A 16,562-nucleotide genomic window follows, 5' to 3' on the forward strand; every position below is an offset into this window, starting at 1 on the left:
TTTAACGAATCAATTTTTTGTACTTGATACGCTTGGGCATGATATCCGTTCCCAAGCGTTTCTTTTTGTTCTCCTCATAATCAGAGAAAGAACCTTCAAAGAAATATACCTGAGAATTACCTTCAAAAGCTAGGATGTGGGTACAAATCCTATCCAAGAACCATCTGTCGTGGGAAATGACCACGGCACAACCCGCAAAGTTCTCCAGACCTTCTTCCAACGCACGTAGCGTATTCACATCCAAATCGTTGGTAGGCTCATCCAAAAGCAAAACGTTGCCCTCCTCTTTTAAGGTCATCGCCAAATGCAGACGGTTACGTTCACCTCCGGAAAGCATGCTCACTTTTTTGTTCTGCTCACTCCCCGAAAAATTAAATCGGCTCAAGTAGGCACGGGAATTCACTTGCTTTCCTCCCATCATGATCAATTCTTGGCTGTCGCTAAAATTTTCCCAAATCGATTTTTCAGGGTCAATATTGGAATGCGATTGGTCCACGTAGGCCAGTTTTGCGGTTTCACCAACCACAAATTCACCTTTGTCGGGAGTTTCCTCACCCATGATCATTTTAAAAATGGTGGTCTTACCTGCTCCGTTCGGACCAATAATACCAACAATACCAGCTTGTGGTAAGTTAAAGTTCAAGTTCTCGTACAACAATTTGTCACCGAAAGCTTTGCTTACCCCCTTGGCTTCGATGACGTTGGTTCCCAAACGAGGTCCGTTGGGAATATAAATCTCCAACTTCTCCTCCATTTGTTTTTGATCTTGACTGAGCAACTTGTCATAATTTTTTAAACGTGCTTTTTGTTTGGCCTGTCTACCTTTGGCACCTTGGCGAACCCAATCCAGCTCGCGTTCCAATGTTTTTTGACGCTTGGATGCTTGTTTGCTCTCTTTCTCCAAGCGTTTCGCCTTTTGGTCCAACCAGCTCGAGTAGTTTCCTTTCCAAGGGATTCCCTCACCACGGTCCAGCTCTAAAATCCAGCCAGCCACATTGTCCAAGAAGTAACGGTCGTGCGTTACGGCAATTACAGTTCCTTTATATTGCGCTAAATGGTGTTCCAACCAATGTACGGATTCTGCATCCAAGTGGTTGGTAGGCTCATCCAACAAAAGCACGTCCGGTTCTTTCAACAACAAACGGCACAGCGCCACTCGTCTACGCTCACCACCGGAAAGTACGCTTATTTTTTTATCGGATTCAGGAGTACGAAGGGCATCCATCGCAATCTCCAATTTGGTATCCAGTTCCCAAGCGTTGGAAGCATCTATCTGATCTTGGAGTGCTGCTTGCTTGTCCATCAGCTTCTGCATCTTGTCTGCATCTTCATACACTTCGGGCAAACCGAACATATCGTTGATTTTATTATACTCGTCCAAAATGGCAACGGTCTCGGCAACACCTTCCTTTACAACTTCCAGAACAGTTTTATCTTCATCCAACTGCGGTTCCTGTTCCAAAAAGCCTACAGAATAACCTGGTGAAAAAACCACATCGCCTTGATAGTTCTTATCGACCCCAGCAATTATTTTCAGCAAAGTGGACTTACCCGAACCATTGAGACCCAAAATTCCGATTTTGGCTCCATAGAAAAAACTTAGGTATATATCTTTAAGTACTGGGGTGTTGGCCGTTTTAAAGGTCTTGGTTACCCCAGACATTGAAAAAATGACTTTTTTATCGTCTGACATCTACTATAAATTAAATTGTTTAAGAAAAAGGGGCTACACTCTACCTTTTAGGGCATTGAAAACCCAGGCTACGGCAAAAAAACCAATTCCAACAGCAGCAAAGCCCCATCCTGCTACTTCATCATATTTAAAAGCTCCAAGTGCAATCATTCCCAAGCCTACCAAAATCATAATCCATGTGGCATAGGCCAGCACCGTGTTCTTGTTCATACTCATTGTTTAAATTTCTGAAGAATTTCAAATATCGTAAAAATAGGGATAATGTAAAGTTATTATTAAGGATTATGTTTCAAAAGGAAAACTTACACCACACTTTTCCCTGACCGTGTCCAGCAACTCTGATAAATCCAAGCTATTTTGATGTGACCAAAGCTCACTTTCAATTTTGTTTTCCTTCAAACATTGGTTCACTTCCAAAATCTCGTAGTAGTAGCCAATTCCCGTTAAAGGCAAATCAAAGGGATTCTCTTCTTTATCTTTAACCAAGGTGTAGCCGTCCGCCTCATGCCAGCGTGGATTTAAAAATAACTGCCCTTTGGTGCCTGATATTTCAGCCTCCATTTTAGAATCGCTTGTAAGTCCGCTATAAAGGATTGATTGGGCATCTTTATAATCAAAAATCATACTGGTTTGGAGTTCTGTTCCATTTTCATGAAATTTTGACGAAGCCATAATTTCTTCAGGCATTCCCAATAATAAGTACGATAGAAATATGGGATAAATACCTATATCCAATATACTGCCCGAAGCTAAATCGGGATTCAATAATCTAGAGTCCAAACCTTTGTCCAAACCGTAAAATGCAAAATCCGCATGGATGTATTTCAAATCACCCACCACTCCTGCATCAACCAATTGTTTTGTTTTTTGAATGGAAGGATTGAATCTAGACCACATGGCCTCCATCAAAAATGCGTTGTTTTGTTTGGAAGCATTCACCTGTTCCACCACTTCAGCCCTATTGATGCCCATTGGCTTTTCACAAAGTACACCGATACCATTCTCCAAAGCCTTTACGGACAATTCTTTATGAAAATTGTGCGGTGTAGCAATATAGACCACATCAACTGTCCCTGATCGGAACAATGCATCATAACTCCCAAAGGCATGATCCACATCATATTCTTTGGCAAACGCTTCGGCCCGTTCCAATGATCGTGATGCCACCGCTGTGACTTCGGCATCCTCCACAAGCAAAAGGTCCGACACAAATTTTCTCGCTATTTTTCCTGGGCCAACAATGCCCCATCGTATTTTGGTTTCCATACAGTCAAAAGTAATAATTATAACTCCTTATCTTTAACCAACTAAATGAATTCTCAAAAGAATGGACATAAACTTCAATAAGAACGAAGACCATAATAAATTAAAACTATCCGATCTAAAACGTAGATTGGCCAAAGTGAAGCTTGGCGGTGGCAAAAGCCGTATTGAAAAACACCACGCCAAAGGTAAAATGACCGCAAGGGAGCGCATTGATTATTTGTTGGATGATGACACACAATCCATTGAAATAGGTGCGTTTGCCGGGGAAGATATGTACGAAGAACACGGTGGGTGCCCATCGGGAGGCGTTGTGGTAAAAGTGGGCTATGTGCAAGGAAAACAATGCGTGGTGGTGGCGAATGATGCTACCGTAAAAGCAGGCGCTTGGTTCCCGATTACGGGAAAGAAAAACCTACGCGCACAGGAAATTTCCATCGAAAACAAGTTGCCCATTATTTATTTGGTGGATAGCGCAGGGGTATATTTGCCCTTACAGGATGAGATTTTCCCCGACAAAGAACACTTTGGACGCATTTTTAGAAACAACGCCGTGATGAGCAGTATGGGAATCACCCAAATTGCGGCGGTTATGGGAAGTTGCGTTGCCGGTGGTGCCTATTTGCCCATTATGAGTGACGAAGCGTTGATAGTGGACAAAACCGGAAGCATCTTTTTGGCGGGAAGTTACTTGGTGAAGGCGGCCATTGGGGAATCCATTGACAACGAAACCCTCGGGGGTGCCACAACGCATTCTGAAATTAGTGGGGTAACGGATTACAAAGCCAAAGATGACAAAGATGCTTTGGACAAAATCAAGAACATCGTGGGTAAAATCGGTGATTTTGACAAGGCGGGATTCAACCGCGTTGAAGCCAAGAAACCTGTCGAGAATCCTGATGATATTTTTGGAATCTTGCCTGCATCCCGAAGCGACCAGTACGATATGTTGGAAATCATAAAACGCTTGGTGGACAACTCCGAATTTGAGCAATACAAAGAAGGCTACGGACAAACGATTTTAACGGGTTACGCCCGTATTGATGGCTGGGCCGTAGGCATTGTGGCCAATCAGCGTAAGGTGGTCAAAACAAAAAAAGGTGAAATGCAGTTCGGTGGCGTAATTTATTCCGATTCTGCCGATAAGGCTACGCGATTTATCGCCAATTGCAACCAAAAGAAAATTCCTTTGGTGTTTTTACAAGATGTGACCGGCTTTATGGTGGGCAGCAAAAGCGAACACGGTGGTATTATAAAAGATGGTGCCAAAATGGTGAATGCTGTGAGTAATTCGGTAGTACCCAAATTTACCATTGTGATTGGCAACAGCTACGGAGCTGGAAATTATGCAATGTGCGGAAAAGCTTATGATCCAAGGTTGATTGTGGCATGGCCAAGTGCCGAACTTGCGGTGATGAGCGGGAATTCGGCAGCCAAAGTACTGATGCAGATTGAAAAAGCCAGTTTGGAAAAAAGCGGTAAGCCGGTTGATGCCGAAAAGGAAAAAGAGCTTTTTGACCAAATAAAACAACGGTACGATGATCAAATATCACCCTACTACGCCGCCGCTCGACTTTGGACGGATGCTATCATTGATCCCTTGGATACCCGTAAATGGATTTCTATGGGAATCGAGGCCGCCAACCACGCGCCCATCGAGAAAAAGTTCAATATGGGAGTGATACAGGTTTAGGATTAATTTGAGACCATGGTCGGTGCGTTGACCTTGAACAACTCCTGATAAACGCCCTTTAAGCCCAAACGAAATACCTTTACCTCCATTTTTTGGTCCGGTGTGCCATAATCCGTGTAAATGGTCGCCTTCAGATAGGATGGAGTCAAGCTTTTGTTGCCCAAATAGTTGATGTTCACCTGCCAGAGCCCCGGAAGTGAACCATCTATCAAATATTCTTTTATGTTGTAACCCAAGTTTTTCTCTTCCATGATTTCCTCGGCGTTATTGACCAGACTGTGCTTCCAAGTGTAATATTGATTTTCAGGATTAACGAACATCAAATCGAACTCCGCTTCCCCATCGCTCCATTCAAATACCAAACGGGTTCCCTTAAAATCTTCCTCAGCAACATACAAGGACTTTCCGCCTTCTTCATTTAAAATGGCTTTCCTTTCCAAGGTCAAAAGGTTGTTGTACTCCCTTTGAAAGATTGTGGCGAAATCATTTTCTCCATCTGGTAAAAATTCTTCATCAACCAAATATTCGTAACGTGCAAAAATGGAAGCAGCCTTTTTTATTTCTCCAGTGGTCCGATAGCTTTTGGCCATATCCAGATAACTTTGCACATAATTGGGGCGCAGGATGAACACCTCTTTGTATATCTCGTTCGCCCTGTCAAAGCGTCCTTGCTCTTCATAGAGATAGGCCAATGTTTTTAACAGCACGGGATTGGTTTCCATTCGTTTCCAGTGTTCGTCCACAATAGCATCTGCCATATCGTAGGCTTTCCATTTTTTGGAAAAATGATTGAAGGCATCCAAAACAAAGTAGGATGAATTGACATAGCTTCCGGCATATCTTTCATAGATTTCACGTGATTCGGACATAGAACTGCTATTGGCAAACTCTTTCAAGTATTCGGGAGCATTTTGTTGCACTTGGTTTTCCGTTAGTACCGTTTTTTCCAAATAATTGTTGCGCAGGCGTGCTTGGTCCACAACCTTTTTTGCAGCCGGGGTTCCCGTTTTGGTGTTGATGACCATCACCCCACCTGCTCCCAGAAAACCGTAGGGCACGGTCAAGGACAGACTTTGTAATAAAAATATACGCTCAGCGTTGTTGATATCGAACCAAAGGGGCACGTCTGTAAAAAGCATTCCGTCGATATCGTAGGCTATAGGCGATGGGTTATTGATTGAACCATATCCTCTCATATAAATGGCACTATCATCTTTTCCACAATCACCCACTACAATGACTCCTGGTATCCTAACTCTTGCAAAATCGAGCAGGCATACAAAAATGGCGTTGACGTCCTCTTTTCCAAACACGTTAATTCTACCCGCTGCTGTTTCAGCGTTCAAATACCCATAGGCTGTTTTTATGATTCTAGGATTTGTTCTATATTCCTCGGCCAGGTCCTTTTGGGACTTTCTGCGGCTTGCGGTCACCTCCACCTCATCCAAGTTGTTGATATCGGGGAACATTTCCAAATTCAGAATCCGGGTCACGTCCTCTATTTTGATTTGAACGGTTTTCATACCTGCGTAGGAATACGTAAGGATATCACCAGTTTTGGCATCGATGGTATAGTTCCCCTTAACGTCCGAAAAGGTGGTCTGGGTGTTTCCTTCGATGGAAATGGCCACATCCTCAATGGGGCGGGTGCCATCGGTAATGGTGCCTCGGATTGTTTTAAGTTCTGCGGTTTGTGAAAAAGCGCAAGTGGTAATCACAAAAAATAAAATCCATAAATTTTTCATAGCAGCCTAGTTTTGTAATTAAATTATGAAAATAAATCCAAGGATGTTATGAAACTTACAAAAAATTAACAGTCCAACTAATTGCCCAACTGTGGTTTAGACCTAGGGATCAAGATTAAATCTGTTTGTCTTCCATTGACGTACCTAAACCCTCCTTCTCCAAAAAAACCTGCTTCCTCCAACATTATTCTTATGTCTCGGTTCCATTCTGGAATGTGGACCGTTGTATTGAGCTCAATGGCATAAACGGTATTGGGGTTCAAAGGATAGTTTTGACCATCATCTTTCATCGCTCCTCCTTGTGAATCCCACATTCCAATGGTAGTGCCAGCAGAATGGCCATAAGAACCCAAGGGATGGGTGTAAATGGCCGGTCTAAGTCCAGCATTCTTGGCATCTTGCAAGGCTTTGGAAAGAATTTCGTTGCCAACCCTGCCCTTTACCATATTCTGCGTTAAGAAGTCCTGTACGCGGTTGCCATCGTAAAGTGCGTTCACCAAAAAAGAGGGAGCTTCGCTTTCTTCAGGTTTTAGTACGTAGGCCAATTCTTGGCAATCGGTATTCAAACGTAAATAGGTGATTCCAAAATCGCAGTGCAACAAATCACCTTGTTGGATGACTTCATCGTCCGGTCTTCCGGAAAAAGAGTACAAGTGTCCCACCAACTCTTCACTGGTCCGCTGAACGTCCACTGTTGGATGAAACCAAGTTTCCAGACCTAAATCGGTTACTTTTTGACGCATCCACCACTCCACCTCGGTAGTGGTTGTAACACCCGGTGTGATCACTTTTTCAGAAAAAGCCTCTGCAATAATGTCGTGGGTGATATCCACCAATTGATTATAAATCGTCATTTCCCTTGGGGTACGGGTCTCTATCCAACGTACTGCCAATTGTTCTGCGGACACCACCTTGGATTTGTATTTCTTGGGAAGATTGGCCATAAACTCATCATAATCGGTTTTATCCAATCCATCGGCTATATTGTGGTCCTTGGAGAAATTTAAGCCTATTTTATCGGGATTTCGCTCTGCGATCAATTGCATCAATCGCTTCCATTGGTCCGGTTCCTTTTCCTTGTCCCAAGCCGAGGTGATACTCTTTCCAATATTGTATCGAGCTACCGCAAGTTTGTCTATGGTATTCTTTTCCTTGTCCCGATAGAAGAGTATGATAGTTCTTCGTCTTGCATTCAGCCACTTAGCGGGCAACATGGTTCGGAGCACTGGGTCTTCGTTGTATTCGCGGGAGATCAACACCCACATATCCAATCCGGCCTCGTCCATTAGTTTTGGCAGTAATGTATTGAACCTTTCTTCAAGGATTTCATCCATTATCTTGGCCCGTTCCACTTCTGGGAGTATTTGTTGGGAGGTCACTACAAAAGGTAAGAGCAGCAGTACTAATTTGATGGTTTTTCGCATGGTTGATTTTTTGGTTTGATGTCTATAAAATTAAGTAATCTGTTGAATTGTTTTTTGCCTATTGATTTTTTTAGTTACAGTTTCCGAAAAAGCTTTTACAAAGTAAACTTCCTTGGGCACTTCGTATTTTGAAAGCGTTTCTATATTCTTGATGGATCGACGCAGGTCTTGCGCTTCGTCAGAATCTGCCTCCACGACGAGCACCAATTTTTGTCCCAACGTTTCATCCGGAATGCCAGCCACAAAAAAACGTGACTTTATTATGCTTGATAGTTTTTCCTCAATGGTCTCGGGAACCAATTTGATTCCGCCCGAATTGATGATGGAGTCGTACCTGCCCAACCAGGTGAATTGGGTTTCACTGATCAGTTCCACCAAATCATTGGTGATTATCTTCTCATCCGAAATTCTAGGTGCATCGATCACTAAACAGCCCCTCTCATCTTGTGCAATGGAAATGTTCGGTAACACCTCAAAACTGTTCGACGATTCTTCCGCAATTCTTTTTACGGCAATGTGTGTGATGGTCTCCGTCATACCATAGGTTTCATAAGCTTCGACCGATTGTTTTTTAAGTTCGACCCGCAAATTGGAAGCTATGGGGGCTCCTCCAATGATCAGTTTCTTCACGTTGACCAATTGATCTAAGGAGTTTTCGACCTGCAAGGGGACCATCGCCACAAAATCATAGCTCTTGTTGTTCGGCAACGGTTTGGATGAGGGTTCCACATAATCCAAATGCAACCCAAGAACCATGGCCCTGACCAACATCATTTTACCAGCAATACCGGTGGACGGCAAACATAAAAGTGCTTTTTGTTTGGGTTTTAAATCAAAATACTCCCCAGTGGCCTTTGCCGAATTGATCATTTGCTCTTTTTTAAGCAAAATGGTTTTGGGTTCGCCCGTAGACCCAGAAGTTTGAACCGCTAGCGTTGGTGCGTCGGAAACCCAATCCGATAAAAATCTGCCAATGGCCTTTTCAAAGGGCTTTCCTTTCTTTTGAAGTCCATCCGCCACCTGACGTAGTGTTTCCATCTTGCAGGAAACTCCGTTGAGTCTAAATTCGGAATGAATATTATGCCATATCGGATTCGCCATCGGTAAGTGCTACAAATTCTTCTTTGGACAACACGCGTCCAAAAAGTTTTTCTTTCCAGTTTTTCCAACCATATTTTTTTGAAAAAATGAATAGTAGAATAGGATATACTACAAATACCGGAATTAACACATCCCATCCCAATACGGGTTCGGAAACATCCTTATAAATCGAGTTCGTACGGAAAGCTGTCCAGTCGGCCGTAACAAGGATGGCCGTAAAAAAGTTATTGGCTGCATGAAAACCCAAGGGTAATTCCAAGCCTTCATCCATCAAGGTTAAAATGCCCAGAAAAAAACCTGTTCCTATATAAAATACCAAAACACCATATCCCAGTTTTTCCACCTCCGGGTTAAAAATATGTAAAAGACCAAAAAGCGAAGAGCTGACCAAAAAAGGAAGCCATTTCCTTTTGGTAGCAATTCCAATCGCCTGCATCAAATATCCACGGGTAAAATACTCTTCAAAACTGGTTTGGATAGGGATAAAAATTAAAGAAATAACAAGCAAGACAAAGAATGGTCCAGAATTAAAGTTGAATTCATAGTTTTCGGGGGACATATAAACGTCTAGGAAAACTAGGCCAGATGAAATGATACCCCATAGGACAAACGAGAAAATGATTCTTTTCCAATCCACCTTTTTACGAGACGTGGTAAAATTTTTAAATGATAGTTTGTGCACAAACTTTACCACGATCCATAAACTGCCCATTGCCGCGAAAAAAGTCAGCAATACCAAAAAAAAGAATAAATTAAGCCCAAGTAAGTCGGCCATAGCCCCATAATCGGCGCCTATACTATTAAAGGAATCTGATTTCATGATCAGGGCAAAAAGAAGGGGAATCCCTCCAATGATTTGCCACCCTACAAAAACAATCAATAATCCCACAAAATATCTCCAGCGGTCCGTGAACCCTTTGTATGCTTGTTCTATGTACATATTCTTTGTATTAAATCCATATCCCAGACGTTTGACTGTCTATAAAAAAGTTTGCCCTCCTTTACCTTCAAAGGACTTTCTATATTGTTGGTAAACAGACTGCCCGTACCCAAGCCTTGTGGCATTGTTGTTTGTAATGAATAGGTGAACTGTGCAATGGCGTTTAACCCGATATTGCTCTCCAACGCACTGGTAATCCACCAACCAATGTTTTGTTTCTCTGCCAAATCTATCCATTCACCGCTACCTTTTATTCCACCTACCAAACTCGGTTTGAGTATGATGAACTGCGGTTGTATGGTTTGTAGCAATTTCTGTTTTTCCGTTACATCAAAAATGCCAATAAGCTCTTCATCCAAAGCGATGGGCAATGGTGTTTTTTCGCAAAGCATGGCCATTTTGTCCCATTGTCCCGCTTTTATGGGCTGTTCTACGGAATGTAGTTGGAAGTTGGCCAATCGATCCAACTTCTTCATGGCCTCATTGGGAGCAAATGCCCCGTTTGCATCTACCCGTAGCTCTATCTCGTTTGGTGAAAAATTATCGCGGATCGCTTTAAGAATGGAGATTTCTTTTTCAAAATCAATAGCTCCAATCTTCATTTTAATGCATCCAAAACCATCTTTTAACTTTTGCTCCAGTTGCTGGAGCATATAGGCTTCATTACCCATCCAAATAAGCCCGTTTATGGATATTGGAGACTCTTTTTGCGTAAAATCCGAAGGAAATAGTTCAAATGGATCATTGGATTGAAAAGACAAAAAAGCTTGTTCCAATCCAAATTGAATGGAAGGAAACTCCCTTAATTGATACATGAGATCTTCTTTGCCTAAATGAATATTATTGCATGTCCAAGCAAGTTGTTGCTCATAATCTGGACGGTCGTCAATGCTCAATCCACGTAAAATGCCACACTCCCCTATTCCAAACACATCACCATCCTTAAGTATGATGTACCAAGTTTCTTTTTGGGTCATTACCCCACGCGAGGTGCCGCTGGGAACTTTAAAATCGAGGGTGTACTTTTTATAGCTTGCTTTCATGCAGTAGCCCAAATTTAAGTATATTTTGAATCTAAAACAGCACTTATGGGAAGTATCCAAGGAAAAACAATTTGGGTCACGGGCGCATCTTCGGGAATAGGAAAAAGTTTAGTATTGTTGTTGAGTTCCTATTCCTGTAATCTGATCATTTCGTCAAGAAGGGAATATGAACTAAATAGGGTAAAGGCTCTTTGCGGTAACACTGACAATATTTCCGTTCTACCCTTGGACCTCAAGAAACATGAAGAGATGATTGGTCTGTCTCAAAAGGCTATCTCTTTTTACGGTAAAGTGGATATCTTGGTGAATAATGCCGGGATTAGCCAACGTTCTCTGATAAAGGACACCAAATTGGAAGTCTATGAGCAACTTATGCATATCAATTACTTGGGTACCGTGGCGCTTTCCAAAGCTATTTTACCACATTTTATTGCCAACAATTCCGGACATTTTGTTACGGTTACCAGCTTAATGGGCAAATTTGGATCACCCTATCGTTCTGGTTACTGTGGCGCCAAGCATGCATTGCACGGTTTTTTTGATGTAATGCGTATGGAACACGAAGGGGATGGTGTAAAAGTGACCATGGTATGTCCAGGTTTTGTACAGACCAATGTTGCTAAAAATGCCTTAACGGCCGATGGCTCCCCTCAAAAAGACGATGATGTTGCTACACAAAACGGTATTACCCCTGAATTGGCGGCCAAAAAAATGGTTTCAGCCATAGAGCACGATAAGTTTGAAGTGTACGTGGGAGGAAAAGAAGTAAAAGGAATCTATTTGAAACGCTTCTTCCCAAAACTATTGCACAAAATGGTCCTTAAAAGTCAGGTTAGGTAATTTTAACTAAAGTTAAACCAAAACCGAACCCCATCAACTTGTCTATCCACATTTAATTTGGATTGAAGCTGATTCACCAATCGGTTGATAAGGCGTATGCCCATGGAAGAGTGAGAGCGTTCATCGGTATCTTCCGGAAGCCCTATTCCGTTATCTGTATATTCAAAATAACCTTGGTCCCCATTTTTGCGCAAATGGATATATATCTTTCCGTTATCGTCATTCTCTGGAAAGGCGTATTTAAACGAATTGGATACGAGTTCGTTCAAAATTAAACCAAACGGAATTGCACGGTCAATATCCAGTTCGGTTCCTTCTGCATCAATGGTAATGGTGATGTTATGTCCTCCTTTTTTGTAAACGGATTGCACACTATTGATCAAACTTTCGATATAGCCCTGCATTTCAATCACTGAAAGATCATCGTTCTGATACAATTTCTGATGGATCAGTGCCATGGCCTTCACCCTGCTCTTTCCTTCTTCCAAGGCCACAATTGCTGCTTTGCTACGTGTGTTTTTTGTTTGTAGGCTCAACAAGCTGGAAACCATTTGTAGGTTGTTCTTTACCCTGTGGTGAATCTCTTTGAGCAATGAATCTTTTTCCACAAGGGAGTTTTCAATAATGTGTTTTTGTTCCGCGATCAAACGTTGATTTTTTATACTTTTCAAGTAGGCATAAACCAATCCGGCAAAGCCTAAAAGTGTAAATATCAGCGAAATGAATACCAGATTGATTCGCTCATCTTTGGCCTTCATTTCGCTCCGCGCAAGCTCGTTGATTCGTTTCTGCTCATCTATCAACCGTTGCGAATTCTGTAAATCCTCATTGGCCACGATGGTTACCAACTGTTGTTTTATCAATGCGGATTGGTTTTTGGCCAACGAATCTTTGATTCTTTCGTTGCGCTTATAGTAGATAGAAGCATTCTTGTAATTTTCGACCTTATCATAAAAACCTGCAAGCAAGCTGTTCTTTTTAATGGTCTGTAACACGGATATATTGTCGAACTCAACATCCAAATATTGTTTTGCTTCCCTATAGCGCTCCATTTGCAAATTGGCTTCCGCCAAAAAGAGTGTGTTTTCGACAACTGCACTTTGATCTTTGTTTTTTGGGGATTTTTTTAAGGTCTCGATACTTTTCTCCAAAAGCGGCACGGCCTCTTCGTAATCACCCAACATGATATGGCACTTTGCAATGTTTCCCTCTATTTCTGCTTGCAAAAGCTCACTTTCAATGATATCGGATTCACTTTTTTGTGTGGAGATATCGTTCATATAAACCCCCAAGTAGGAATTGGCCTTTTTTAATTCGCTCAAAGCAGTGGGTGCGGAATCATCCAAGCGCAAATAGTTCCCAACCTTGGCATGGTACTTAGCCAATCCGTAAGAATCGTTGTCGGCTATGGTGGGCTTGACCTCCATGATATACTGGTTCCTCGCCTTTCTGTACAGACCTAGGTTACTGTATATGTCATAAAAAGCGACGTTGTTGGTGATGCCCAGTTCACGTTTTTGTTTTCTGATTTCAATTTGCTTGTCGAACAATTGTAAATTGGCATAGTTGTTATCCAGAACTTCCAAAACAATTTTTTGGGAATCCGTGTCCAAGGAATCCTTGATTTCATAAAGTTCTTTGGCCAGGGCCGTACTCTTGTCATACTCGCCCAAGTCATTGTAAATTTGGGCCTGCATTACCTGGTAAAGCCGTGTTGCTGATGTATCTTGGGTTTTTTGGGCGTTGGCCAAATAAATTTTGATGGTGTCCAACCAATCATAGGCTGAATTTACATTGTACCGGTCCAAGGAATTGAAGAAGACCTCAAACCGTTGAGAAGGTTGGTCGGTATTCTCAAATTCTGTAAGTACACTTTGCTCCTGATCCAAAATGGATTGTGCCGAAGAAGTAAAAAGAAAAACAAAATATACTGCGGTAAATAAAAGTCTTGTGTAACGTCCCATTAATTAAATTGATACAGTGACCTATTGGAGTATCCCGTAGATCCTATATTATTATCGTGCCCTTTTTTCCTTTATTGCCCCCGATAATCAATTCAATTCAAAAAACAGAACAATGTACTGAATTGCAATGTATGGGGTATATAAAGAACGTTAGTTTGGTCGTAAAATTAAATCTCAGAAGAAAGAGTTGTCGATTAATGTTGTGAAAGTGCTCTTTTCTGTTGTGAAAAGATGTTAACCGTATGTGAAATGTCGTTTTATCGATGTTTTATGCTTTTCATGGAGTTTAGTGCTCTGTACAGCATATCTAAAATTGAAAAAGGCCCTGCTTTTTTACAAACAAGACCCTTTTACGAGAACACTATATGAAAATGAAAAAATTACTTTCTGAATCAATAACACTGCTAAACTATGATTGTTTGTGCTAGCTTGAAAAATATTGTTGTGAAGCCGGTAAAAGTTGTGGTCAGCCGCTTATAAAAGTATGGCATCATAAAAAAAGCGCCCCGATCAGGGCGCTTATGTACTGTAGTTCCCCTTAAAAACTAACTGTTCATGGAGGAAAGTATAAACTCCTTGAAGTCCTTGGAAATAGGTATTAAATTATTGTTGATCATTATATCCTTGGAATTGATGGCGTCTATATGGTCCACATTTACTATGTACGATTTATGCGCCCTGTAGAATTTGTTCTTGGGCAATTTTTCCAAATAATCCTTTAACGGGGAGCGCACCAAAAACTTTTTATCTGCCGTGTTCACTTCCAAATAAACGTTGTCCGCTTTTATAAACTGGATATCGCTGAACTGAATTCGGTAATACAAATGTTGCTTCTTCACAAAAATAGAATCTTTGAGCACGGAATTTGATGTAATTTCATCCGCTGCATCATCCTCCATATTTTGAACACCCTTCTTTTCGTAATTAAAGTTGGAAAGTGCTATTTCAATAGAAGTGTAAAGGTCTTGTTGCTCAAAGGGTTTAACCAAATAACCATCGGGCTTTACGGTTTTTGCATTCTCAACGGTAGCCCGGTCGGAGTTTGAGGTAACAAATATAAAGGGTATGTTATACGTTTGCCGTATATGCTTGCCAAGGTCTATACCTGTTTTGTCCGAAGCCAAAATAATATCGATCAATACAAGGTCGACATGATTGTTTTTTAATACATCAACGGCCTGTTCGTAAACAATAACATTGTCCACGATCTCATAACCGATTTCCTCTAGCATGGACTGCATGTCATCGGCAATGATAACATTATCCTCTACGATTAAAATTTTTATCGGATGTTCCAAGTTCCTTTAAGTTTATTTGGTTGTCTATCAAATTTACAAAAAAATATTAACTGAAATTAAGAATAATAAGGACAACAAAAAGGTGCTCAACGCAACTTTCTTTAATTCTGTGTCCAAATTTCCCGGGTTGGTTGTTTGGTTCACTTTTCTTAAATGAATCAATAAGGGCAAAAAAGCCAGCATAAAGAAGGATTGTTTCCAACCAAAGCCTTTCATGAATATAAACAAAGAAAAGCATATCAAGGCCATCAAAATCAAAAAGAAGTGATAGCGCTTTCCTTTTTCAAAGCCCATCTTCACCACCATTGTGATTTTACCGTGCTTTTTATCCGAAGCTATATCCCTCAGGTTATTCAAATTTAATACGGCAACACATAAAAGTCCGATGGCCACTGCTGGAAAAAGAGCATTCCAATCCAATGATTTGGTGTACAAGAACATACTTCCCAATACACCCAACAACCCAAAGAAAAGAAACACAAATAAGTCTCCCATTCCACGATAGCCATATGCATTGGAACCAACGGTATATTTTATGGCAGCCCAAATACTCAACACCCCCAACACCATAAAAACCAGAATGTAGGGCAAGTTATCCAGGCCAAAAGCCAAATAAACAAGTGCCAAGGCCAAAAACATACTGATTATAACAGAAACAAGGATTCCTTGCTTAAGCGCCTTTCGAGAAATGGAACCGCTTTGCAGTGCCCGTACCGGACCAATTCTATCCTCATTATCCGTTCCCTTGACCCCATCGCCATAATCGTTGGCAAAATTGGAGGTCACTTGAAAACCAACGGTGGTCAACAAGGCTAAAATGAATATAGGCCAATTAAATTGCCCTTGATAACGAGCCAATGCCGTTCCAACAATGATTCCGGAAAAAGAAAGCGGAAGTGTTCTTAGTCTAGCAGCTTGTATCCAAGCCTTCGTGTTTCCCAATGTTAATATGGATCTTCTATTTTAACTCTTTGACCATCTTTGTAAGATGCCACAAATGCATCTTGAAAGCCCATTTGTACCAATTGCTTTCTGAATTTCTGTGCTTCTTCCAAAGTTTCAAAATTACCTAGGGAATAAGCGTAAAAAGGATTGGTCTTTACAAAAAGCGTGTTGGTCAAAGCTTCGGAGGCCAAGGTCACATTGTTTTCCACAAAAGATTTTACCTGAACGGAATAGATTTTTTCCTTGTTTAAAAACTCTTTGGCCAGATAAAATTCCTTGACCAAACTAAGTTCTTCATTTTGGGATTTAAGATTGTCTATTCGCGCTTTGATTACATCCAAACTATCTATGGATACCAAAAGGTTTCCTTGGTTCTCAAAAGATTGCTTGCTGCTCAGTCCGGCAGTAAAAGAAGTTATGGCCAGTGCGCCAATTACAAAGAGTCCAACAAAACCCAAAAGAACGTTTCGTTGAAGCTTTATTTTACGAAGGTCTTTGTTCTTGAACTTTATCTGATCGAGAAGTCTCTCGTTGATAATCTGGGCCTTATCTATATCCTTATGAAGGTCCAACAAGTCGCTTTCTTCAATAAAAGGCATATCGTGAAGGGGGT

The 16,562-nt window shown here is 41.3% G+C and carries 14 protein-coding genes; 2 read left to right on the top strand and 12 right to left on the bottom strand.

Translation table 11 applies throughout. The features are described from left to right. Position 1: 1 nt before the first annotated feature. The 3 genes from ettA to J4E06_RS08820 all read right to left on the bottom strand — a co-directional run bounded on the left by ettA (position 2) and on the right by J4E06_RS08820 (position 2,959). Positions 2 to 1,693 (bottom strand): energy-dependent translational throttle protein EttA, encoded by a 1,692-nt coding sequence (ettA, locus tag J4E06_RS08810; protein ID WP_349523669.1) that lies wholly within the window; start codon positions 1,691 to 1,693, stop codon positions 2 to 4. Positions 1,694 to 1,726: 33 nt separating this feature from the next. Beyond that, on the bottom strand, positions 1,727 to 1,909 hold the full coding sequence (locus J4E06_RS08815) for a CAL67264 family membrane protein (protein ID WP_203532449.1): 183 nt from the start codon (positions 1,907 to 1,909) through the stop codon (positions 1,727 to 1,729). Positions 1,910 to 1,975: 66 nt separating this feature from the next. Then, entirely contained in the window at positions 1,976 to 2,959 is a 984-nt protein-coding gene (locus J4E06_RS08820; RefSeq protein ID WP_349523670.1) for a Gfo/Idh/MocA family protein, read from the bottom strand. Positions 2,960 to 3,020: 61 nt separating this feature from the next. Between J4E06_RS08820 and J4E06_RS08825 the strand changes: the two genes are divergently transcribed. Next, entirely contained in the window at positions 3,021 to 4,649 is a 1,629-nt protein-coding gene (locus J4E06_RS08825; protein WP_349523672.1) for an acyl-CoA carboxylase subunit beta, read from the top strand. A gap of 2 nt (positions 4,650 to 4,651) precedes the next feature. Here the strand turns inward: J4E06_RS08825 and J4E06_RS08830 are convergent, their stop codons facing one another. From J4E06_RS08830 to J4E06_RS08850, 5 genes are all read right to left on the bottom strand, one after another. Next, a complete protein-coding gene (locus J4E06_RS08830; protein ID WP_349523673.1) occupies positions 4,652 to 6,394 on the bottom strand; it encodes a DUF2135 domain-containing protein in 1,743 nt (580 codons plus the stop codon). Positions 6,395 to 6,471: 77 nt separating this feature from the next. Then, a complete protein-coding gene (locus J4E06_RS08835) occupies positions 6,472 to 7,818 on the bottom strand; it encodes a M24 family metallopeptidase (protein ID WP_349523674.1) in 1,347 nt (448 codons plus the stop codon). Positions 7,819 to 7,848: 30 nt separating this feature from the next. Then, complete coding sequence (locus J4E06_RS08840) at positions 7,849 to 8,856, bottom strand: AMP-binding protein (protein WP_349523675.1); 1,008 nt, start codon at positions 8,854 to 8,856, stop codon at positions 7,849 to 7,851. Between the two features lie 40 nt (positions 8,857 to 8,896). Further along, on the bottom strand, positions 8,897 to 9,859 hold the full coding sequence (locus J4E06_RS08845) for a CPBP family intramembrane glutamic endopeptidase (RefSeq protein WP_349523676.1): 963 nt from the start codon (positions 9,857 to 9,859) through the stop codon (positions 8,897 to 8,899). Further along, complete coding sequence (locus J4E06_RS08850; protein WP_349523677.1) at positions 9,850 to 10,902, bottom strand: o-succinylbenzoate synthase; 1,053 nt, start codon at positions 10,900 to 10,902, stop codon at positions 9,850 to 9,852. The genes J4E06_RS08845 and J4E06_RS08850 overlap by 10 nt, the downstream gene beginning before the upstream one ends. Before the next feature lie 45 nt (positions 10,903 to 10,947). On the opposite strand from J4E06_RS08850, the gene J4E06_RS08855 reads away from it, so the two are divergent. Next, positions 10,948 to 11,742, top strand: coding sequence for an SDR family oxidoreductase (locus tag J4E06_RS08855; protein ID WP_349523678.1), 795 nt, complete (start codon positions 10,948 to 10,950; stop codon positions 11,740 to 11,742). A gap of 2 nt (positions 11,743 to 11,744) precedes the next feature. On the opposite strand, the gene J4E06_RS08860 is transcribed toward J4E06_RS08855, so the two are convergent. From J4E06_RS08860 to J4E06_RS08875, 4 genes are all read right to left on the bottom strand, one after another. Next, the gene (locus J4E06_RS08860) at positions 11,745 to 13,706 is read right to left on the bottom strand and encodes a sensor histidine kinase (protein ID WP_349523679.1); all 1,962 of its coding nucleotides are present in this window, start codon (positions 13,704 to 13,706) and stop codon (positions 11,745 to 11,747) included. 545 nt (positions 13,707 to 14,251) lie between these two features. Further along, on the bottom strand, positions 14,252 to 15,004 hold the full coding sequence (locus J4E06_RS08865) for a LytR/AlgR family response regulator transcription factor (RefSeq protein ID WP_349523680.1): 753 nt from the start codon (positions 15,002 to 15,004) through the stop codon (positions 14,252 to 14,254). A 33-nt stretch (positions 15,005 to 15,037) separates the two neighbouring features. After that, positions 15,038 to 15,946 carry a 1,4-dihydroxy-2-naphthoate polyprenyltransferase gene (locus J4E06_RS08870; RefSeq protein ID WP_349523681.1) on the bottom strand — a complete coding sequence of 303 codons (909 nt, stop codon included), beginning with the start codon at positions 15,944 to 15,946 and terminating at the stop codon, positions 15,038 to 15,040. Between the two features lie 2 nt (positions 15,947 to 15,948). Continuing rightward, positions 15,949 to 16,548, bottom strand: a complete 600-nt coding sequence (locus J4E06_RS08875; RefSeq protein ID WP_349523682.1) for an SPOR domain-containing protein — start codon at positions 16,546 to 16,548, stop codon at positions 15,949 to 15,951. Positions 16,549 to 16,562: the final 14 nt, after the last annotated feature.

Origin of the sequence: Allomuricauda sp. NFXS6, assembly GCF_040148835.1 — a bacterium.
Lineage (GTDB): Bacteria > Bacteroidota > Bacteroidia > Flavobacteriales > Flavobacteriaceae > Flagellimonas.